Annotated in this window: 15 protein-coding genes; 3 read left to right on the top strand and 12 right to left on the bottom strand. The window is 67.0% G+C overall.

Annotation, left to right across the window (positions count from 1 at the left end):
• The first annotated feature begins 15 nt into the window (after positions 1-15).
• The gene (locus BMX85_RS12275; protein WP_090317998.1) at positions 16-2208 is read left to right on the top strand and encodes an alpha-glucuronidase family glycosyl hydrolase; all 2193 of its coding nucleotides are present in this window, start codon (positions 16-18) and stop codon (positions 2206-2208) included.
• A gap of 75 nt (positions 2209-2283) precedes the next feature.
• Complete coding sequence (locus tag BMX85_RS12270; protein WP_090317995.1) at positions 2284-3378, top strand: LacI family DNA-binding transcriptional regulator; 1095 nt, start codon at positions 2284-2286, stop codon at positions 3376-3378.
• A gap of 6 nt (positions 3379-3384) precedes the next feature.
• Here BMX85_RS12270 and BMX85_RS12265 read toward each other — a convergent pair whose 3' ends face one another.
• Positions 3385-7185, bottom strand: coding sequence for an ATP-binding protein (locus BMX85_RS12265; protein ID WP_090317992.1), 3801 nt, complete (start codon positions 7183-7185; stop codon positions 3385-3387).
• Between the two features lie 605 nt (positions 7186-7790).
• Here BMX85_RS12265 and BMX85_RS12260 point away from each other — a divergent pair.
• A complete protein-coding gene (locus BMX85_RS12260) occupies positions 7791-8504 on the top strand; it encodes a hypothetical protein (RefSeq protein WP_090317989.1) in 714 nt (237 codons plus the stop codon).
• Positions 8505-8506: 2 nt separating this feature from the next.
• Here the strand turns inward: BMX85_RS12260 and BMX85_RS12255 are convergent, their stop codons facing one another.
• From BMX85_RS12255 to BMX85_RS12205, 11 genes are all read right to left on the bottom strand, one after another.
• Positions 8507-10129: a DUF4394 domain-containing protein gene (locus BMX85_RS12255; protein ID WP_090317986.1), complete on the bottom strand. Its 1623-nt coding sequence runs from the start codon at positions 10127-10129 to the stop codon at positions 8507-8509.
• A 157-nt stretch (positions 10130-10286) separates the two neighbouring features.
• Positions 10287-10853, bottom strand: a complete 567-nt coding sequence (locus tag BMX85_RS12250; protein WP_090317983.1) for a HupE/UreJ family protein — start codon at positions 10851-10853, stop codon at positions 10287-10289.
• Positions 10854-10897: 44 nt separating this feature from the next.
• Positions 10898-12007: a CobW family GTP-binding protein gene (locus BMX85_RS12245; RefSeq protein ID WP_090317980.1), complete on the bottom strand. Its 1110-nt coding sequence runs from the start codon at positions 12005-12007 to the stop codon at positions 10898-10900.
• Complete coding sequence (gene cobJ / locus BMX85_RS12240) at positions 12004-13548, bottom strand: precorrin-3B C(17)-methyltransferase (protein ID WP_090317977.1); 1545 nt, start codon at positions 13546-13548, stop codon at positions 12004-12006. The genes BMX85_RS12245 and cobJ overlap by 4 nt, the downstream gene beginning before the upstream one ends.
• Positions 13548-14312, bottom strand: coding sequence for a cobalamin biosynthesis protein (locus BMX85_RS12235; RefSeq protein WP_090317974.1), 765 nt, complete (start codon positions 14310-14312; stop codon positions 13548-13550). The genes cobJ and BMX85_RS12235 overlap by 1 nt, the downstream gene beginning before the upstream one ends.
• Positions 14309-15082, bottom strand: coding sequence for a precorrin-4 C(11)-methyltransferase (gene cobM / locus BMX85_RS12230; RefSeq protein WP_090317971.1), 774 nt, complete (start codon positions 15080-15082; stop codon positions 14309-14311). The genes BMX85_RS12235 and cobM overlap by 4 nt, the downstream gene beginning before the upstream one ends.
• A 1-nt stretch (position 15083) precedes the next feature.
• Positions 15084-15818: a precorrin-2 C(20)-methyltransferase gene (cobI, locus tag BMX85_RS12225; protein ID WP_090317969.1), complete on the bottom strand. Its 735-nt coding sequence runs from the start codon at positions 15816-15818 to the stop codon at positions 15084-15086.
• Positions 15815-16987, bottom strand: coding sequence for a cobalt-precorrin-5B (C(1))-methyltransferase CbiD (gene cbiD, locus BMX85_RS12220; RefSeq protein WP_229210423.1), 1173 nt, complete (start codon positions 16985-16987; stop codon positions 15815-15817). Before cbiD ends, cobI begins: the two co-directional genes overlap by 4 nt.
• Positions 16950-18563: a precorrin-8X methylmutase gene (locus BMX85_RS12215; RefSeq protein ID WP_090317965.1), complete on the bottom strand. Its 1614-nt coding sequence runs from the start codon at positions 18561-18563 to the stop codon at positions 16950-16952. Before BMX85_RS12215 ends, cbiD begins: the two co-directional genes overlap by 38 nt.
• Positions 18560-19264 (bottom strand): cobalt-precorrin-7 (C(5))-methyltransferase, encoded by a 705-nt coding sequence (locus BMX85_RS12210; protein ID WP_090317962.1) that lies wholly within the window; start codon positions 19262-19264, stop codon positions 18560-18562. Before BMX85_RS12210 ends, BMX85_RS12215 begins: the two co-directional genes overlap by 4 nt.
• 23 nt (positions 19265-19287) lie before the next feature.
• Positions 19288-21210: a putative cobaltochelatase gene (locus tag BMX85_RS12205; protein ID WP_090317959.1), complete on the bottom strand. Its 1923-nt coding sequence runs from the start codon at positions 21208-21210 to the stop codon at positions 19288-19290.

Raw genomic sequence — 21210 nt, 5'->3', positions numbered from 1 at the left:
ATAAACGGAGACAAGATGGCAAACATATTCATCAAGCTGATGGCGACGGCATTGCTGTCGTTAGCGGCCGCGATTCCGGCATGCGCCGCCGACGAAGACGGCTATGACCTGTGGCTGCGCTACCAGCCCCTGGAACGGGCGGCGCAGGCCGAACTGCAACCGCAGGCCCGCACGCTGGTCCTGGCGGGCCAGCCTTCCCCCACCTCGCAGGCCGCGCTCAGCGAGCTGCAAAAGGGACTGCGAGGCATGCTGGGAAGCGCGCCGGCGACATCGGCGACGATACGCGAGGGTTCGCTGGTGCTGGCGACGCCGGCGACGCTGCCGGAACTGGCCGCGTCCTCCTTTGCGCTGCGCGGCGAGCTGGCGACGCTGGGCCAGGAGGGCTACCTGCTGCGCAAGACGCGCCTGCAGGGCCACAATGTGACGCTGATCGCCGCCAACAGCGACATCGGCCTGCTGTACGGTTCCTTCGCCTGGCTGCGCGCGGTCGCCACCGGCGCGCCGCCGGAGGCCAGTTCGGCGCCCAAGCTGCAACTGCGGATGTTGAACCACTGGGACAATCTGGACCGCACCGTGGAACGCGGCTACTCCGGATTTTCGATCTGGGACTGGTGGGCGCTGCCGGACATCGCCGACCGCCGCTATACCGACTATGCGCGCGCCAACGCCTCCCTCGGCATCAATGGCGCGGTGCTCAACAACGTCAATTCCAAACCCGAGGTGCTGACCGCCGCCTTCATCGCCAAGGCCGCCGCCGTCGCCGACATTCTGCGCCCGTACGGCATCAAGGTTTACCTCTCCGCGCGCTTCTCGACGCCCCTGGAGCTGAAGCAAACCGACACCGCCGATCCACTGTCGCCGGCGGTCCAGGAATGGTGGCGCAAGAAGGCCGATGAAATCTACCGGGCGATCCCGGACTTCGGCGGCTTCCTGGTCAAGGCCAATTCGGAGGGCCAGCCGGGCCCGCAGGACTACCACCGCACGCACGTCGACGGCGCCAACATGCTGGCCGCCGCCGTGGCGCCCCACAAGGGCATCGTCATGTGGCGCGCCTTCGTTTATGCACACGGGGAGGACAAGGCCACCGACCGCGCCAAGCAGGCCTACGACGAATTCACGCCGCTCGACGGCAAATTCGCGCCCAACGTGATGGTTCAGGTGAAGAACGGCGCCATCGACTTCCAGCCGCGCGAGCCGTTCCACCCGCTGTTCGGCGGCATGCCCAGGACGCCGCTGATGATGGAGTTCCAGATCACCAAGGAGTATCTCGGCTTCGCCACCGACCTGGCCTACCTCGGCACCATGTTCGAAGAGACGCTGCACGCCGACACCCGGCGCGCGCCGCAAGGCCTGACGGTGGCGCAGGTCATCGAGGGCAAGGCGCTGCCGGCGGCGCCGGCCCAGCGCCCGCCGCTGACCGGCATGGCCGGCGTGGCCAACATCGGCACGGACCGCAACTGGACCGGCCACCATTTCGACCAGGCCAACTGGTACGCGTTCGGCCGCCTGGCGTGGGACCCGCAAGCGTCGGCGCGCGACATCGCCGTCGAATGGGCCGCCCAGACCTTTAGTCCCGACGCCCGCGTCACCGCGCCGGTGGTCGACATCATGATGATGTCGCGCGAAACCGTGGTCGATTACATGACCCCACTGGGTCTGCACCACATGATGGGCACCTCCCACCACCACGGCCCGGCGCCATGGATCGACAACCTGGAACGCGCCGACTGGAATCCGGTTTACTACCACCGCGCCGCCCGCGACGGCATCGGCTTCGACCGGACCGCCGGCGGCACCAACGCCCTGGCCCAGTATGCGCCGGAGATCGCCCGCCAGTATGCCGATCCGCGCACCACGCCGGCGCAATTGCTGCTGTGGTTCCACCATCTGCCGTGGGACTACGCGATGCCGTCGGGACGCACCTTGTGGGCCGAACTGATACACCGCTACGACACCGGCGTGCGCGGCGCGCGCGAACTGCAATCGCGCTGGATGGCGCTGCGGCCGCTGATCGACGCCCGACGCCACGCGGAAGTGGCCCAGCGCCTGCGGCGCCAGGTCGCCAACGCCGAGTTGTGGCGCGACGCCTGCATCGCCTACTTCCAATCGGTGAACGGCCTGCCGCTGCCGCCCGGCGTGGCGCCGCCGCCTAAACCGCTGGACTACTACAAGGCGATTCACTTCCCTTACGCGCCGGGGCGGGGATAACAGGGACATCATTTGCTAAAATCGCATCTATAGCCCAGCTCGTGTAGCATTGGCGGACCTGACCCTGGAGTGAAGATGACAAGTAGAGAGCAAGGCCCCCTGGACCCGCCGGCGCAAGCACCGACGATGACCGATGTCGCCAAACTGGCCGGCGTGTCCCCGATGACGGTGTCGCGCGTGATGAACGGCGACGCCAAAGTGAGCGAGAAGACCCGCAACCGGGTGGCCGACGCCGTCGCCGCCCTCAGTTACGTGCCCAATCAGGCGGCACGCCGCCTGGCCGGATCGCGCTCGATCCGCATCGGCTTCTTGTACAGTAACCCGAGCGCCGGCTACCTGAGCGAATTCCTGGTCGGCCTGCTCAACCAGGCGGGCCCGAACAACGTCCAGCTGGTGGTGGAAAAATGCGAGGCCGACGAACACGGCGTCGAACAGGCGCGCCGCCTGATCGCCAATGGCGTCGATGGCCTCATCCTGCCGCCGCCGCTGTGCGACTCCAGGCAGCTGATCGACCTGGTCACCGACGCCGGCACGCCCACCGTGACGGTGGCCTGCGGCCAGCCGGACCTGCGCGTGAGCGGCGTGAGCATCGACGACTACGCGGCGGCCCATGCGATGGCTTGCCATCTGATCGCGCTGGGGCACCAGCGCATCGGCTTCGTCGCCGGCCATCCCAACCAGAGCGCCAGCGCGCGCCGGCTGGCCGGCTTCAAGGCCGCCATCGCCGAACATCATGCGCAAAGCGCGCCGGAGCTGATCGTGCCCGGCATGTTCACCTACCGTTCCGGATTGGATGCGGCGGAGATCCTGCTGGCCCAGGAGCCGCGTCCGACCGCCATCTTCGCCAGCAACGACGACATGGCCGCCGCCGTGGTGGCGATCGCCCACCGCCTAGGCCTGGACGTGCCGGGCGACCTGACCGTGGCCGGCTTCGACGATACCGCGCTGGCCACGACCATCTGGCCCGAGCTGACCACGGTGCGCCAGCCGATCACCGGCATGGCGGAAGCGGCGCTGCGCTCGCTGGTGCAGCAGGTGCGCGCGCGCCACAGCGGCGCCCCGCAAGCGCCGGAGCACGCATTGATGGACTACGCGCTGATACGGCGCCAGTCGGACGCCGCCCCGCGCATGCGCCCACCGGCCAGGATCGCCAAGCGCAGCGCGCGATGACGCGCGCTACATCATTTCGCTCATCAAGTTGATCAACGTCGACGGCGACACCGGCTTGACCAGATAATGGTCGAACCCCGCCGCGACTCCCTTGTCCCGGTCCGACGCCTGCCCGTATCCCGTCAGCGCCACCAGCACCATACCGGCGCTGCGGCTGTCGGCGCGCAGTCTCCTGGCCAGCTCATAGCCATCCAAATCGGGCAGGCCGATGTCGAGAATGGCGACGTCGAAGGACTCGCCGTCGTGCGCGCGCCGTAAAGCGTTGGTCGCGTTATGTTCGGCGACGACCTGGTGGCCGACCGCGTCGAGCATAATCGCCAACATCTCCGCCGCGTCGATATTGTCGTCGACCACCATGATCTTCAGGCCACGCTCTCCCGCGGCCGCCGGCCGCAAAGGCAACGGCGCGGCCGCCGCCGCGCGCGCGCTGGTGCGCGGCAGCGTGACCGTGAAGCGGCTCCCCATGCCGGCTCCGGCGCTGTGACAACTCACCGTCCCGCCGTGCAGCTCCACCAGGTTCTTCACCAGCGCCAGGCCCAGACCAAGCCCGCCTTGCGTGCGGTCCGGCGTGCGCTCGGCCTGGGAAAACAGCTCGAACACGGCCGACTGCAAGTCCGGGGCGATACCGGCGCCGTTATCCTCCACCACCAGTTCGACCTCGTCCCCAACCAGCTCGGTGCGCACGGTGATGCGGCCGCCGTCGGGCGTGTACTTGGCCGAGTTGTTCAGCAGGTTGCTGACGATCTGCACCAGCCGTTTCTGGTCGCCCATCACCGATCCGACATCCGGCGCCAGATCGGTGATGAGCCGGTGACGTTTGCCTTCGATCAGCGGGCGTACCTGTTCGATCGCGTGGAACACCACGCTGCGCACGTCCTGCGGCGTGCGCTCGATATCGACCAGTCCCCGCGTCACGCGCGACACGTCGAGCAGATCGTCGATCAGCGCCGTCATGTGGCTGACCTGGCGGGCGATCACGCCGCTGGTGTGGCGCAGACGCTCGTCCGACAGCTTCGCCATGCCGATCAATTGGGCGGCGGCGCTGATCGGCGCCAGCGGATTGCGCAGCTCGTGCGCCAGCATGGCCAGCAATTCGTCCTTGCGCCGGCTCGCCTCGCGCAGTTCGTCCTCCGCCTGTTTGTGGGCGGTGATGTCGAGGATCACGCCGACCGCCCGCGTCGGCACCTTGTCCACGTGGTACAGGCTGCCGTGCACCGCCACCCAGTGGATGCTGCCATCGGGCCAGACCACGCGGCATTCGATGTCCCAGCCGGTGTGCGCGGCGATTGCCGCGTCGACCGCCGCCCTGGCGCGGGCGCGGTCATCCGGATGTACGTGTGCGATGAAATCGGCCATGCCCCAATGGGCCAGCGGCTCGGCATAACCAAAACACTGGTCGTGGCGCGGCGAACGCTGGGACGTGTCGTCCAGCAGATTCAAATCCCAGTCGCCGATTTGCGCCGCATCCAGGGTGAACTGCAGGCGGGCCGCCAGTTCGCGCATGCGCTCCTCGGCCTTCATCTCCGCCTGCAGCGCGGCCTCGCGCGCGGCCGAAGTGCGACGCTGGTGCGACAGGTTGATGGCGCCGTCGATGCGCGCCACCAGCTCGCGCGCATCGAACGGCTTGACCATGTAGTCGTCGGCGCCGGCGGCCAGGCCCTCGACCCGCGCCTCCGGACCGGCGCGCGCCGACAGCAGGATCACCACCATGTCGCGCGTGGCCTGGTCGGCGCGCAGCGTTTTGAGCAGGGTGAAGCCGTCGGTGTCGGGCATCATCACGTCGGTCAGCACCAGGTCTGGCAGCGGTCCGGCGGCGATCGCCTCAAGCGCCTCGCGGCCGTTCCTGACCAAGGTGACGGTGTGGCCGTTCTTTTCCAGGATACGCTGAATGTAGGCGCGCATGTCGGCGTTGTCGTCGGCCAGCAGAATGCGCGCGCTGATGGCGCCGGCCGGCGCCGGGTCCCGCGCCGGCCCGGACGGTGGCTCGTTACGATCGAGCCACCCCACCGCCTCCTCCAGATAGCTGGCGGTGCCCGCCCAGCGCCCCGCCTGCGCGGGCTGCTCCACGATCTGGTCCGGCGGCAGGTGCGCGGTCCCGAATTTGAGCCGGACGCTGAAGACCGAACCTTTGCCGTCTGCACTGCGCACGCGCACGGCGCCGCCGTGCAGCGCGACCATCTCCTTGACCAGCGACAGGCCGATGCCGCTGCCCTCCATCGAGCGGCCGCGCTGTCCCTCGACGCGATGGAAGCGGTCGAACACCAGCGCCGCATCGGCCTGCGGAATACCGACGCCGCTGTCGGCCACCTTCAGCTCGACGCCATCGCCACGCACCTTGAGCGCGACCTTGATGCCGCCCTCCAGCGTGAACTTGAAGGCGTTCGACAGCAGGTTAAGGACGATCTTTTCCCACATCGCCCGGTCCACGTACACCGGCTCGGGCAGAGGTGCGCAATCGACGGCCAGTTCCAGCCCGGCCTGCGCGCAGGCCGACTGGAAGTGGCTCGCCAGTTCGGCGGTCAACGATGTCAGGTCGGTGGCGCTGAAGGTGGCCTGGGCGCGCCCGGCCTCGATGCGCGAGAAATCCAGCAGCGAATTGACCAGCCGTAGCAGGCGGTGCGCGTTGCGGTCGGCGATCTGCAGCCGTTCGCGCTGGCCTTCGCGCATCGGTTCCGCCAGCGCGTCGCTCAAAGGACCCAGCATCAATGTCAGCGGCGTGCGGAACTCGTGGCTGACGTTCGAGAAAAACAGCGTCTTGGCGCGGTCGGCGGCGGCCAGCGCCTCGATCCTGGCTTTTTCCTGCTCCTGCGTGGCGATGCGGTCCATCGCCGCATCGATGGCGGCGAGTAGCAACTGCTGGAATTCCTGGTACGTCTCGTCCCAAGGCAGCCTGGCGCTGGCGCCCAGCATCATCAGCATGCGCGGATGGCCGTCCTGCTGCAGGCGCGTCGGACAGGCGAGCGCGTAGTCGGGCGCTTCGTCGTACGGGCCGCAGCGCTCGGCGGCCAACACGGCGCGCAAGCCAGAGATCTCCACCGCCGCCTGGGAGCGCGACAGCCGGTCGACCTGCCAGCAGGAGTCGGAGCCGGCCGACAGCAGCGCAGGGCTGATCGCGCCTGCCGGCGCCACGCCGTGGCGCCCGGTCAGCGCATAGCCGCCGAACGCCTTGTCGAACGCGTACAGCAGCACGAAGGGAATATCGAACTCGAACTGCGCCAGCGCGGCGATGGTCAGGCGCGCCACGTCGTCGGCCGATTCCGCGGCCGCCAGGCTCGAGGTCAAATCCCGCAGCGCCCGCGTGCGCCGCTCGCTGAGCATGGTGCGCGTGGTTTCGGTGACCGGATGGAACAGGCCGCAGACCAGGCCGTCCGCTCGAATCGGGCTGAGCGAAAAGGTGAAGAAGGTCTCTTCCAGATAGCCGTTACGCTGCAAAAACATCCGTTGATTCTCGAGGAACGACGTTTCGCCCGCGACCGCCCGCTCGAAGGGTTGCCCGATCGCCGGCCATGCCGACCTCCAGCACTCGCGGTAGTCCATGCCGAGCGAAAACGGGTGCTTGTCTCCGCAGAGGATCCGGTAGCCGTCGTTGTAGAGCTGGATATGCTCGGGCCCCCAGATGATATTGATGGGAAAGTTAGAGGCGAGACACAAGCTCACCGTCGTGCGCAGGCTGTGCGGCCAATCGGCGATGGGACCGAGCGGGGTGCGCGACCAGTCCAGCGAAGCGATCAGGCGCGCCATCTCGCTGCCGCTCTCGGCGGCCAGAAACGTGTCGGCACTGTCCGCTTGATTGGTGGGAATGGTCATGGGCGGCGAAAAAAAATGATTTCCTCAAGCCTAGCATGAGTCGGCGCGACCAGCGCGCTCCACTGTGAACTGCCTTTTCGTGTTACGACACGATTTAAGACTAGTCCTACAAGCAGGCCGCAAGAACGCCTATACCGCGCAACCTCAGGTGTAGATAAGATACGTTTCAACACTACACCAAGGAGGTCACCATGAAACAACTGAATGTACCCGCCAAGTTCGCCTTTGCGTTGATCCTGACTGCCGCAGCCGTCACCGGTTGCAAAAAGCAAGAAGCCGATCCAGTTACACCAGAAGCCACGACCGTCCCGGCCCCTGCTCCGAGCGCAACGCCTGCGACGCCGACCCCGGCTCCCGACGCGACCACGCCGCCGGCAGCTGGCACCCCTGCCCCGGCAGACGGCGCCACTCCACCGGCCACCACCACGCCAGAGTCGACTCCACCGGCTCGCTGATCGGTTGCGGCGCCGCGCACCGCGGCGTAGTATGATGCACCACCGGCCTGAAGGCGGCATCGCCGCCCTCGGGCTGTTGCCTTGTCTACTCCCTGAGTTATGCCGATAGACTCCCCGTTACCGTCGATGGCGCAGCCTCCCCGCACCACTATGTTCCGTCCCCATCCGGTCACGGCTTTCGACTGCACGCAGCTGCTTGGCGGCCGCGCCAACGCGGTCCGCTACGCGACCGCCTCGATCGACGATCGACACCGCAGCATTTCGATTCAAGTGGCGATGAATTACCGTATGCCATCGCTCGCGGCACGGGTTCTCGGGCAATCCAGACGGGTCGCGGCAGACCGCTTCGCCCACTACACCCGACTGGCGGACCTTGGACTAGGCAAGTACTGGAGCCGGACCATCACCCTGAATGGCGCCGACTACGACGTCACGGTGACGGCACGAACAGCGGCCGACGGCCTGCCGCTGATCCTGGCGCATACCGGCAGCCCGCTGCTGGGACCATTAAGTAGCCGCTCCAGCAACCCCTACCCGCTATTGCGCGGGAATCTCTACTACGAACCCCATCACGAGGGCGACGCCGACGCCATGTTCGCGATGACGGCGGCGCACGAGATCGGCCACGCCTTTCTCACCAGCGCCTTCGGCATCCACTGGTCGTGGGGGCACGGCGGAACCTCCTCGATCTTCGGGCGGATGGCGGCCGGCGCGCCGCCGTACCCGACGTCCGGAGAAATCGCGCTGATGACCTACTACCGCAGCAACCCGACCGCGACGATCTATCGGCAGGATATCCTGCGCAGGACCATCGCGAGCGAAAACGACGTCAAGACGCTGCTATACATCGCAGGCCGGGAGTAGCGTCACTTCAGGGAGATCGCCAGATCGATCAAGCCCACCTGGCCATTGCCGATCGCCGAATTGGCCACCGTCCCGGCGCCGTTGACCGGCACTGCGGCGCCGGTGCCCAAGTCCACCCGATACAACACGCTCGCGCCGTTGATCGAGCCGCGCAAGGCCGCCAGCGCCAGGCCATTGGCGCCGCCGGCGATGTCCATTGCCACGTCGCCCACCGCGTTGGCGCCGAGCGATCCCACGTTGACCAGAATGCCGTCGTTCGGCGGGTTCTGTGTCACCAGGTTGCCGCCGCTGGTATTGATATCGTAAAGCACGGTCGCCGTGGCGCCGGCGTAGCTGTTGGTGTACGCCGCGGCCGTCACGCCGGTGCTGTTGATCGGACCATCGGTCGTGGTGGCGCCGGTATCGACGTTGATGCGCAGGTTTTGACCGGAATCGCTGATCACGCGCAGGCGGTCGGCGACCGGATTAAAGTCGACCGCGAAGCCGGTGCCGATCAAGTTCGAGAACGGCGACGAGCCGTCGGCCGCGTCGGCGGCCAGCGTGGCCTTGGCGGTGACGGCCCCCGTGCCAGCATTGATGGTGACGATGCGCCCGGTCGAGGACAAGCCATACAGCACACCATCCTTGGGACGAATATCGAAGCCCAGCAGCCGCTCGCCGCCGGTCAGGCCGGTGATCGCCACGTTGGTATCCAGCGTATTGGGCGTGGAGGATTTGAACGAGACGATACGGCCGTCGGATGTCAGGCCGTAGACGACCGGCGCGGCGGGAGTGCGGACGGCGATGCCGCGCAAATCCTCGCTGGCGCCAATGGCGGCGACCAATGTGGCCGGATTGGAGGCCGCGCCCAGGTTGATGGTGTACAGGTTGCGCGCCCCGCCGACGGTCATGACGGCGTAGCCGGTGTTGGTGCGCGCATCGATGTCGAAACCTGCCACGCTGGCGGCGGCGACGCCCAGCGACACAGGGCCGGCCAGGGTGCCGTTGTTGGGCGGGTTCTGCGTGTACAGCGTGCCGTTGACGGCATCGACAACGAACAGTGTGGTGCCGGCCGTGCCGGCGAAGCTGTTGGTGTAGGCGGCGGCGTTGATGGCGGTGTTGGCCGCGCCGCCATTGATCGATCCGTCGGTGGTCGTGGCGCCCGTGTCGACATTCACGCGCAAGCTTTGGCCGGTGTTGCCGACGATGCGCAAGCGGTCGGCCGCGGGATTGAAATCGATGCCGAATTCGGTGCCCGCGAGCGCCGTGTAGGGCGCGCTGGTGTCCGCGCTGTCGGCCGCCAACGTGGACTTGAGCGTGGCGGCGCCGGTCACGCCATTGAGCGTATAAATCCGGCCGGTGCTACCGACGCCATACAGTTGGCCGTCGGCGGGACGATAGTCGATACCGATCAGGTTTTCGCCGGCCTGCAAGCCCGTAACGGTCGCGGTGGTGCGGATGGCGGCCGGGGTGGCGCGGTCGAACGACAGCAGCTTATTGCTGACGGTCAAGACAAATACATCGCCGGTTTCGCTGGCCTGCGGCGGTTTGTCGTCGTCCCTGTCGATGTCCTCGGTGAACCCGCAGGCGGACAGCGAAGCGGCGACGGCGGAAACCAATAACAGTTTGCTGAATGGCAGTGGCATGGTTAGTCTCTTCTTTTAAAAGTGAGTGGGCGTGCCGCCCGGCCTTCATGACGAGGAGCGCACCCACACACTACCCATGGCCACCGCGTTTGGATGCAGCGCACGTAAAAAATATTTATCGCTAAGATTTTACGCTATTTGCCCACCGCGCAAATACTCAGGCGGCCATGCCGAGCCAGATGCCGGCCAGCGCGATAAAGCCGCCGCCGGTGCGCAACCAGCCACTGTGGCTGCGGACGGCGCGTCCAAGTCCGAGCCCCGCGATATGCAGCGCGGCGCTGGCGGCAACGAAGCCCATGCCATACAACCAGGCGTTGCCCATGGCCGGCATCTCGGTGCCGTGCGCGTAGCCGTGGAAGACGGCGAAGCCGCCGACGATCAGCGCGGCCGGCAGGGTTTTCAACTTGACGGCGAAGCCGATCAGCAGGCCAAGCAGCAGCACCGACGTGACGATGCCCGCTTCGACCATCGGCAGCGACGCGCCGCTCATGCCCAGGGCGCCGCCGGCGGCCAGCAAAGCCACGAAGCTGGCCGGCAGCAGCCACTGCGCGCGCCCGCCCAGCTGCGCGCCCCACAGGCCGACCGCCAGCATCGCCAGAATATGGTCGATGCCCGTCAGCGGGTGCATCAGGCCGGCCATCGCGCCTTCAGAGTGGCCGGGATGGGCCAGCGCGGCGCCTCCATAGGTCAGCGCCAGCAGCGCCAGGGTCGGTTTGGATTTCATAGGTACTCCTTCAGGTAGATAAATTGGATGTGAATCGTGGGCGGTTAGCGCCACGCGGTGCCGGTGCGTTCGGTCAGCAGCGCGGCGACCTTGACGCGGTTGATGTGATAGCCGATGAAGACCAGCTGCGAACGGGGCGCCGCAACCCTGGCGGCATCGGCCTGCAAGGTCAGACGGGCGCGCACGCCCTGCACCAGCACCGCGTTGGCAGTGTCGCGCAGGCGGATATAGCCCTTGCTGCGCAGAATAGGTTCGGCGCGCGCCGCCTCGAGCAGCGCGGATTTGAGCTGCTCCTCGTCCTGCGGCGCGTCGCTGCGCAGCACGAAGGACAGCCAGCCCGGGTCCTGCTCGTGGAAATGCTTGTGGGTGGCCAGTCCGTGGCTGTGCGCGCCCAGCCCCGAATGGGCGTGCCCGTTCAGGCGATTCTGGCCGGCCAACGGCGCCGCCTGCGTTCCAGGCATCGTCGCCAACGGCGTGAAGACGTGGGTATGTTCGGTGCGGGTGGGCTGGTGCAGCCGCAGGCCCAACGCCAGGCGGATATCGAGCTGCGCGCGGTACGCCAGCTCCAGAAAGCGCACCTTGGGCGCGCGCCGGCGCACGCGCGTCTCGGCCAGCAGCAGCGCCGCCTCGTCCAGCTCATCGATCTTGTTCAGCACAACGACGTCCGCATATTCCAGCTGCTGGTCGAACATGGTGGCGGCGGCGCTCTCGCCTTCCCGCGGTCCGTGCTCGAAGCGGTCGGACAGCAGCAACGGCGTATCCACCACCGCCAGCGTCGCGTCGAGGATGAAATCGCCGGCCAGCGCCGCGCTTTGCAGCAGCTCCATCACCGCCGTCGGCAACGCCAGGCCGGAGGTCTCGATCAGCACGTGGTCGATCTGCGCGCGCCGCTCGGCGATCGCCCGCATGGCCGGCACGAACAGCACATCGTCGCCATACGCGATCAGGCCGTGGGGAAAATCCTGGATGCATACTTGGGGGTCGTCGCCAACGCCGTCGCGCACCAGCGCGCCGTCCACCGAAATCTCGCCGAACTCGTTGATCAGCAAGGCAAGACGGCGCGTCTGCCGCCGCTCGACCAGGCCGCGCAACAAAGTCGTCTTGCCGGCGCCAAGGAAGCCGGTGACGATGGTCACGGGGATCAGCTGCTTCATAACGCCGCGCATTCCCTGATCGCGTCCGCGGCATCGGCCACCAGCGCCGGGTACGCGATACGCGGACGCGCCACCACCAGCAAACGAATCCCCAGCGCGCTCGCCGCCGCCACCTTGGCCTGGTAGCCGCCCGCGCCGCCGGAATCCTTGGTCACCACGCAATCGATGCCCCAGTCGCGCCACAGCGCCGTATTGAACTCGGCGGAAAACGGTCCCTGCATCGCGCAAATGCGTTCGCGCGGAATCCCGAGGGCCAGCGCGCGTTCGATCAGTTCCGGCTCGGCGGTTTGGCGCACGAACCACTGCTTGCCGGCGGCGCCTGGCGTGCGCATGAACGTCGCCAGATCCTTCGATCCCGTCGCCAGGAAAATCCGCGATCCGAGGGCGGCGGCACGCTCGGCCGCCTGTTCCATCGAGGCGCACAACTCGCCGTCCTGCGGCTGGTACTCGCCCGGGCGTTCATAGCGCAGATAAGGGATGCCCAGTTCCTTCGACAAGCCAATCAGCTGTTCCGACATGCCGCAGGCATAGGGATGGGTCGCATCGAGCAGCACGCGGGCGTTTTTTTGCGTCAGTACGCGGCGGCGCGCTTCCATGCCCTGCCGGCCCGACCACACGCTGACGCCGGGACAATCCTGGCGCGCCAAGTCGCCGCCATGGTCGCTGGCCGCCGATACCACCACGTTCCTGCCCTGCCCTTGCGCCAACTGCGCGGCCAGTGCGTTGCCGTCGCTGGTGCCGGAGAATACCCACAGGGCGTTGTCCGGCAGCTCGGCTTCCTGCGCCGTGTCCTTGGCCTCCGGCTGCGCCCAGTCGTTATAGCCACGCGGCGTGAAGATGCTGCCACGCTTGCGCATCGTGAAGCGGTTGCCGACCACGATGGTGGTCAGCATGTCGAACTTCAGCGACGGTAGCTCGTCGAGCCGGTAAATCGCCACTTCCTGGCCGGGACGGTATGCATTCTTGACCACGCCGCACAGCGTGTGCGGGGCTTTCGCTTCCAGCATCAACTGCAGCACGCGGTAGACGCCCTCCTGCCGGCTGGCGCTTTGCACGTTGTACATCACACAGGCCAGATCCGCCTGCGCGATATGTCGGGCGCGGTGCTCGATCCACTCCCAGGGGCACAGCAGGTCGGAGAGGCTGAGCGTAGCGAAATCGTGGGACAGCGGAGAGCCCAGCAAGGACGCGCAGGCATTGGCGGAGGTGATGCCCGGGACCACATTCACTTCATAGGTATCGTCCTCGCGCATTTCCTCGAATGCCAGCGCGGCCATCGCATAGATGCCGATGTCGCCGCTGGAGATCAGCGCGACCCTGGCGCCGGCGCGCGCCTGCTCGATCGCCAGCATCGCGCGTTCGCGCTCCTGCGTCAACGGCGGCGTGTGGATTTCCTTGCCTTCGATATGGGGCGCGATCCAGCGCAGATACAATTCATAAGCCACGATGACATCGCTGTCGCGCAAGGCCGCAATCGCGCGCGGGACGATCAAATCGCCGAAGCCCGGCCCCACCGACACCAAATTCAAAACACCACTCATCAGATTTCCATCCATTTATCCATTACCACTGCGACGGCGACGCCGTCCAGGCTTGTTTTCGGCACCAGCAGCGCGCCGCGCGCACTCGCCACCAGGGCGCACGGCTCGCACACGCCGTCCAGTCCCACGTTTTGCCGCACCCAGTCGGACGGCTTGCCGACCCAGGGCCGCGCGGCCAGATCCGCCCGCGCGAACACGCGCAGCGGCAGATCGTGCCGGGCGCAGAATTCGAGCAGGCCCGGTTCCCCGGCCTTCAGGTCGACGGTCGCCATTTCCCGCACGTCGCCGATGCCGTAGTCGCCGCCGGCTCGCAACGCCTGCGACACCGCCGCCTCGATGCGTTCCGGCGCGACGCCCTTGCGGCAGCCTATGCCCACCGTCAGCGGCTTGAGCGCCTCGGTGGCCGTTGTCACCACCGGCACCGCGCCAACCACCCGGGCGGCACGATAGGCCAATGCGTTGGCGCCGCCCTCGTGGCCAGCCAGCAGCGCGATGGCGAAACGACCCGCTTCGTCCAGCACGACGACGGCGGGGTCGGTGTGCTTGTCCGCCGGCAGACCGTCGAGAAACCGCACCGCGATCCCGCTGGCCGCGACCATGATCCATTGGTCGTGGCGCCGGTAGCTGGCGGCGAATTGCGCCTTCTGGCCGCTCTCGGGCGACAGCCATGGGCGGTGCACCTCCCCGCCCAGACTCCGTTGCAGCGCGGCCGCCAGCGCTTCGCCTTCCGCGCGCACCAGCCAGATGCCAAGTGTCGGCGTCACGCCGCGTCCTTCTTCTTCACCACGCGGAACAGATGGGTGAAGTCCTTCGAATACAGGCTCGATTCGGCGGCGACATTTTTATCCAGCGCCGCGCCGATCAGCATCATCGTGGTCAGGTTCCACGCGCCGCGCTTGGTGTCTTGCAGCACCGTTCCCAGCGTGCCCTGGTAGATCTTCTCCTGCGGCCAGCTGGCGCGGTAGACCAGGCTGACCGGCGTATCCAGCGGGTAGTGCAGCGACAGGTCGGCCACGATCTTCTTCAGGTGCGGCCCGGAAAGGAAGATGCACATGGTGGCGCGATGTTCCGCCAGGCGCGCGATCGATTCGAGTTCAGGCACCGCCGAGGCGCGGCCCGAGACCCGCGTCAGTATCACGCTCTGCGACACTTCCGGCTTGGTCAGTTCCGACTGGATCGCGGCGGCGGCCGCCGTGAAGGAAGACACGCCGGGCACGATCTCGTACTCGATGCCCAGCGCCTCCAGGCGGCGCATCTGTTCCGCCGTGGCGCCGTAAATCGCCGGATCGCCGGAATGGAGCCGCACCACATCGGTGCCCGCCGCCTGCGCCCGGACGTAGCAGGCCTGCTGCTGCTCCAGATCCAGTTCGGCGGTGTCGATCAATTCGGTGCCCGGCACGCAGTGGTTCAGCATTTCGGTGGGTACCAGCGAGCCGGCGTACAGCACCATGCTGACGCTGCCCAGCAGACGCGCGCCGCGCAGGGTGATCAGGTCGGCCGCGCCGGGACCGGCGCCTACAAAATATACTTTCATTTCAACGTTCCTTTCGCGGTGACCGACGAACCAGCAAAGTGGCCAGATAACCCATCGCCTCGTCGGCGACCAGATCGCCGACGCCGGAAGCGAGCAGCTCGCCCGGCAGTCCGATACGGCGCGCGAACGCGCAATACCTGGCGATGTCCATCTCGCGCAGCAGGTCGAGCACCCAGCCCAAACGGGCGCCCACTTTCATCAGCACGACGATATCGTGGCTCTCGATGTCGCGCCGCAGCTCCTCCGGCGTTTCGGGACACGGCAAAATCAGTACGCGCTCCTTGCCCTCGCCCAGCGGCCATGACAGCGCCGAGGCGGCCGCCGCGTAACTGGTCACGCCGGGAAAGGTACGGTGCGGCAGCCCGGGAATACGCTCGCGCAGCGCCGCCAGCACATAGCCGTAGGTCGAATAGGTCAACGTGTCGCCGATGGTCAGGTAGGCGACATTGCGGCCGGCGCGCAGTTCGGCGGCGATCATGTCCGCCAGTTGCGCGTAATGCTCGGTGAGCACCGCGCGGTCCGGGTCCATGTTAAATTCGATTTCGCGCAGCTTGCCGGCGTCCGGCTCGAATCCGGTGCCGGCCAGGCATTGCAGCGCCACCGAGTCGGCCGCGCCCCGCGCACGCGGCGCATACACCAGGTCCGCCTGGCGCAAGGCCTCCAGCGCAGCCAGCGGCAGATAGCCCGCCGGGCCGGGGCCGACGCCGATGCCCCACAAGGTGCCGACGCCGCTCATGCCCGTTCCCCGAGCAGATTGCCGGCCAAGTCGAACAGACGCACCTCCAGCCGTTTGACCGACGGCACGCGCGCGTGCGCCAGTTCGCCGATGCGGCGCTCAATCTCGCGCCAAAATGCCGGCGCACCGGGTTCCTGCTTTAATCGTTCCATTGCCGCTTCCACTGTATTTGCCGTTTCAATATCGTTCACCACTTGCGGGCGGTAGCCCCACTGCGCGGCCACCCGCGCCACGCCGCCCATGGCCATGTTGCTCTTGCTGGAATGGGTATCCCAGGCGCCGTCCAGCACCTTGGCCAGCTTGCCGGGATGGCCCGCCAGCCACAGGACATCCAGCGTGCGTTCATCCTCGGCCAGCACCGTTTGCGTGAAGTCGAGCGCATCGCCCAGAAAATTCGCGATCTGCACGGTGCGCTGTTCCGGCAGCCGCAGCACGTCGCGCGCATACTCCCTGCCTATCTTCCCCGGCAGGTAGGCCACGCATTGCTGGCCGCCCGCCAGCGCCACCCGCACATACACTTCGATCGAGGCTATCCAGGTCGACAGCGACATCGGTTCGACGATGCCGGAGGTACCGAGAATCGAGATGCCGCCGACGATGCCCAGCCTCGGATTAAAGGTCTTCCTGGCGATGATCTCGCCGCCCTCGCAGCCGATGGTCAGATCGAACCCGGCATCGGCCGATTCGGCCATCGCGTCTTCCAGCACCTCCCGTACCGCACGCCGCATCATCTGGCGTGGCACCGGGTTGATGGCCGGCTCGCCGACCGCCACACGCAAACCTGGCGCGGTGGCGATGCCGACGCCACGTCCGGCAAAAAACCGCACCTCGCCGGCGGCGTTGCGACGCACCTCGGCGAAGATGGTGGCGCCATGCGTGTTATCCGGGTCGTCGCCGCCATCCTTCAGCACCTCCGACCTGACCGCCTGTCCGTCCAGCCAATCGACACGCTGTATCGGCACCGTCAAAAAATGCAGCCCATCGGGCAGGCTGATGTCGATCTGCGTGTCACGTTCGCCGTGCAGCAGCAGCTTCAGCGCCGATTTAACGGCGGCCGTGGCGCAGCTGCCCGTTGTGCGGCCGCGCCGCAGGCCATTCATGGCCGGCACGCTCAGATCGAACGGCTGGCGTTCAGCCAGCGGTGTTTCCAGCGTCATCGCCAGCTTCATCTACAGCGCCATAGCCCGCAAGCTGGTTCAAGCCATCGATCATCAAACCGTTGACGACGCTGGCCGCCCACGGCGAACCACCGCGCGTGCCGCTGTTGGTGATGCGAGGCACCTGCAGGCAGCGCCGCAGCGCATCCTTGCTCTCGCGCGTGCCCACGAAACCCACCGGCAGCGCGATCACAAGCTGCGGGCGCCAACCGTGGTCGCGGATCAACCGCACCGTTTCAAAGATCGCCGTCGGCGCGTCGCCGATCGCCACCACCACGTCGTTGCCGAATTTTTCCCAGCCGCGCCGGATGCCGGCCGCCGAGCGCGTGATGCCGTATTGTTCGGACATCAGATGCGTCTCGCGGTCATGCACGCCGCACCAAGTATCGATGCCCAGCTCCTCCAGCAAAGCGCGTTTCAGGCCGGTCTGCACCATCGTCACGTCGGTCAGAACACGCTTGCAGCGCAACAGCGCACGGATGCCGCTATCGACGGCGCCCGGCGAAAAATAGATGTCGTCGACGGCGTCGAAATCGCCGCTGGTGTGAACAAGGCGTTGCAGCACCGTCAGCCGATCCGATGGAAAAGCCGACCAGTCACGGCCCGCCGCGATGATGCGGAAGCTCTCCGCCTCGATCGGGTGCGGATCGTAAGGTTTGTAGACCGGTCCCGCGCTGGCCGGTTCTTCATTGGCCGCATCCGCCTTCGCCAGCAGTCCGCGCACAGCGAGATGGTGCGCGCGTTGCGGCTCGCCGACCTGCTGCTCGAAGCCGACGATCTGTACGCGGTATTTGCACAGCGAGCAGTTCATCGCCGCGCGGCCGGCGACCGCCTCGCGCGCACGATCGATCATCACGTCGGCGACGATGGGGTGGACGCCGAAGTAGCCCGCCTTCAGCACCTCCAACCCCGGTTCGCGCTCGCGCAAATCGTCCGCCGCCGCATAGATCCGCTTCACCAGAACGCCGTCGAACAGGAAGAACGGCAGCACCACGATGCGCGCATAGCCCAGCCTTGCGGCGCTGCGAAGCCCATCCGCGACCAATGGTTGCGCCGTACCGGAGTAGCACACGAAGGCGGTGCCGAAGCCCATCCCTTCCTCCAGCATGCGTGCCAATTTGGCCACTTCGCCATTGGCGTCCGGGTCGGTCGTGCCGCGTCCCACCACCACCAGGCAGGTGTCGGAGCGCCTGATCGTTTGCGGCGACGTGGCTTCGGCGGCGACAATGCGCTCCTGCGCCAGCTGCAGCAGCTTGGGATCAAGGCTCATCGGCGCGCCGAAGTGGAAGTCGATCTCCGGATGGTCGCGCGCTACCGCCTGCATCTCGGCCGGCATGTCGTTCTTGGCGTGGCGCGCGGCCAGCAGAACGCCGGGCACCACCGCCACCTGCCGCGCGCCGGCCGCCAGATTGTCCGCCACCGCCTGGGCGATGGTCGGGCTGGCGAATTCCAGGTAGCCATGGCTGACCGCATCCTGTGGCGCGCGCTCGCGCACCAGTTCCACCAGCGCCTCGAACTCGCGCACGGCGTCCGGATCGCGGCTGCCATGGCCGGCTATGACGATGCCGAATTTCTCGCTAGCCGTCATTTCAGCGGCGCCGCTTCGATCTGGCTGTCCATCGGAGCCAGCGTGCGGATCAACATAATGCTCATGTCGGAGCATTGATGGCCGGCGCATTCGGCCAGCGTGCCATGCCACTCGGCCTCGCCCCGTGTCAGGTTCTCCCACACCTCTGTCGGATGCGAGGGCGGAATGCCCTGTTCGATCAGGTAGGCGGCGATATGCCACGGCATGAACGAGCGCGCGGCATCCCATGGACACGGAATGACGATGGCGTTGCGCTGATCCTGCAGCACATGCACAAGGTGGCGCTTGAACGGTTCCAGGTCGCCCCGGCGGTGGAAGGTGATGAACGTGGTTTCGTCGAAGCAGACCTTGGCGCGCGACGCGAGTATCTGTGCCGACGATATGCCGGGCAGCGATTCGACCGGGTGGCCGCAGGCGCGTTCGACCCGCTCCAGGTACTGGAAGCCGCTGAAATGGATATCGCCCATGAAAACGACCACGCAGCGCTTGCCGGCGTGATGTTCCAGCGCCACCTTGTCCAGCTGCTCCACCTGGTCGCGGTATCCCATGCTGACCACCTTCGCGGCCTCCGGTATCAGGCTGCGCACGACATTGAGCACGGCCTCGAAACCGGCGACGACATCCGCCTCGCGTATCAGCTGCGCGCCGCGCTGCGTCAGATAGCCAATGTCGCCCGGCCCGGCACCTATACAAATGATCATGCAACTACTCCTAAGTTATCTCTTTATGCGCCGGCCAGCCGGGCGCGCACGGTCAGCGCCAGGTTATCGGCGGACAGTTCTTCCAGCGTCAGGCACTCCGCTTCCAGCGCCTCCGCCAGGTGCGCGGCGCGGCCGAAACGCGTATAGCCGCTCTCGGTGTCGATCACCAGCGCTGGAATGCGCCGCTCGGACAGCATTTCCGCCAGCTCCAGCGACTCGCGCCAGGCGTCGCCGGCATCGGCCAGCGACACATTCGCTTTACCGTCGGTCATCAGCACCAGCAGCGGCGGGCCGCTTCGGGCGCCCTTGCGGGCGCTCCCTACTATCTCCAGCGCCATCCGAAGCGCGTGTGGCAGCGGCGTGCGCCCACCGGTCGGCAGCTCCCGCAAATTCCGTTCGGCCAGGTCGACGCTGCGGGTTGGCGCCAGCAGCAATTGGGCATCCTGGCCACGGAAGGCGACCACCGCCACCTCGTCGCGTTGCTGATAGGCGTCGGTGAGCAAATTCAGCACCGCGCCCTTGAGCGCCTCCATTCGGCGCTGCGCCGCCATCGAGCCGGAGGCGTCGACCACGAACACGATCAGGTTGCCGCTGGTGCCGGCCTTGACCTGCTGATGCAGGTCGGCGCGGGAGACGCGCATGTTCGCGGGGTCGCGCATCGCCGCGCTGCGCAACGTCGGGCCGATGGCGATGCTGGTCGGCTGTTCATTCGGCACCGCGCGCAGCATGCGTCCGCGCGTCGTGTTGTTCGCCGCGCTGCGGCGTCCCTGTGTCGGCGCGAAGTCTGCCGAGCACTCCACCGCAATGCGCGGGGCGGCGCCGCCGGCGGATGCGGCGAAGATCTGCTCATCGTTGCCCTGGCCCGACTGCGCTTCCTCCGCCGCATCGTCGCCATGCTCGCCGGACGTTTGCTCCGGCGGCTGCGGCTCGTTGGCCGCCGGCGGCATCAGCTCATCGAGGCGCTGCTGGTCCAGGCCTGGTTGCTCGAAAGGCTTGCGCCGGCGCCGGTGCGGCAGCACCAGCTCGGCCGCGCCGCGTATGTCCCGCAAATCCACCACCGCCCTGCCCTCCAAGGCGGCGAGCGCGCGCGCGGTCTTGTGCATGACGATATCGGCGCGCAGACTGGCAACATCGAATTCGCAGCACAGGTGGCTGATCAGGTCCAGCATGGCATCGTCCAAAACCACCGCCGGCAGCAAAGCCTGGGCTGTCGCCAACCTGGCTTGCAGCGCGTCCTGCTGGTCGCGCCACTGCCCGACATAGCCGGCCGGATCGGCCTCGAAGGCGATCCGGCGCCGCACCACTTCCGACCGTTCCGTCTTCTCGCGTGGCGCCGTCACCTCGACCATCAGGCCGAAACGGTCCAGCAATTGCGGACGCAAATCGCCCTCTTCCAGGTTCATCGTGCCAACCAGCGTAAAACGCGCCGCGTGCCGGATCGACAGCCCGTCGCGTTGTACGCTGTTGACACCCATCGCCGCCACGTCCAGCAGCACGTCGACCAGATGGTCGGCCAGCAGATTGACCTCGTCGATGTACAGCAGGCCGCGATGGGCGGACGCCAGCAAGCCAGGTTGAAACGCCTTTTGACCGCCTTGCAGCGCACGGGATATATCGAGGCTGCCCAGCACCCGGTCCTCGGTCGCGCCCAACGGCAGCGTGACGAACGGCACGGCGGAAAGTTCCGGCACCCGGTCTCCGCACACGCCGCAAACGTCACAATGCTCGCACGCCGCGCCGGCGGCGCAGTTGAACGCGCATCCGGCCACCCGCTCGATACGCGGCAAGACGTCGGCCAGCGCGCGCGCGGCGGTGCTCTTGGCGGTACCTTTGTCGCCCCGTATCAAAACGCCGCCGATGCTCGGGTCCACCGCGCACAACATCAGCGCCGTGCGCAAGGTCGATTGGCCGACGATGGCGGTGAAAGGGAAATTCATATTGCGCAT

The sequence above is a fragment of the Duganella sp. CF517 genome (genome assembly GCF_900110275.1).
Lineage (GTDB): Bacteria > Pseudomonadota > Gammaproteobacteria > Burkholderiales > Burkholderiaceae_D > Rugamonas.
Note: the sequence above shows the minus strand (reverse complement) of the source record. Positions and strands in the feature narration are given on the sequence as shown.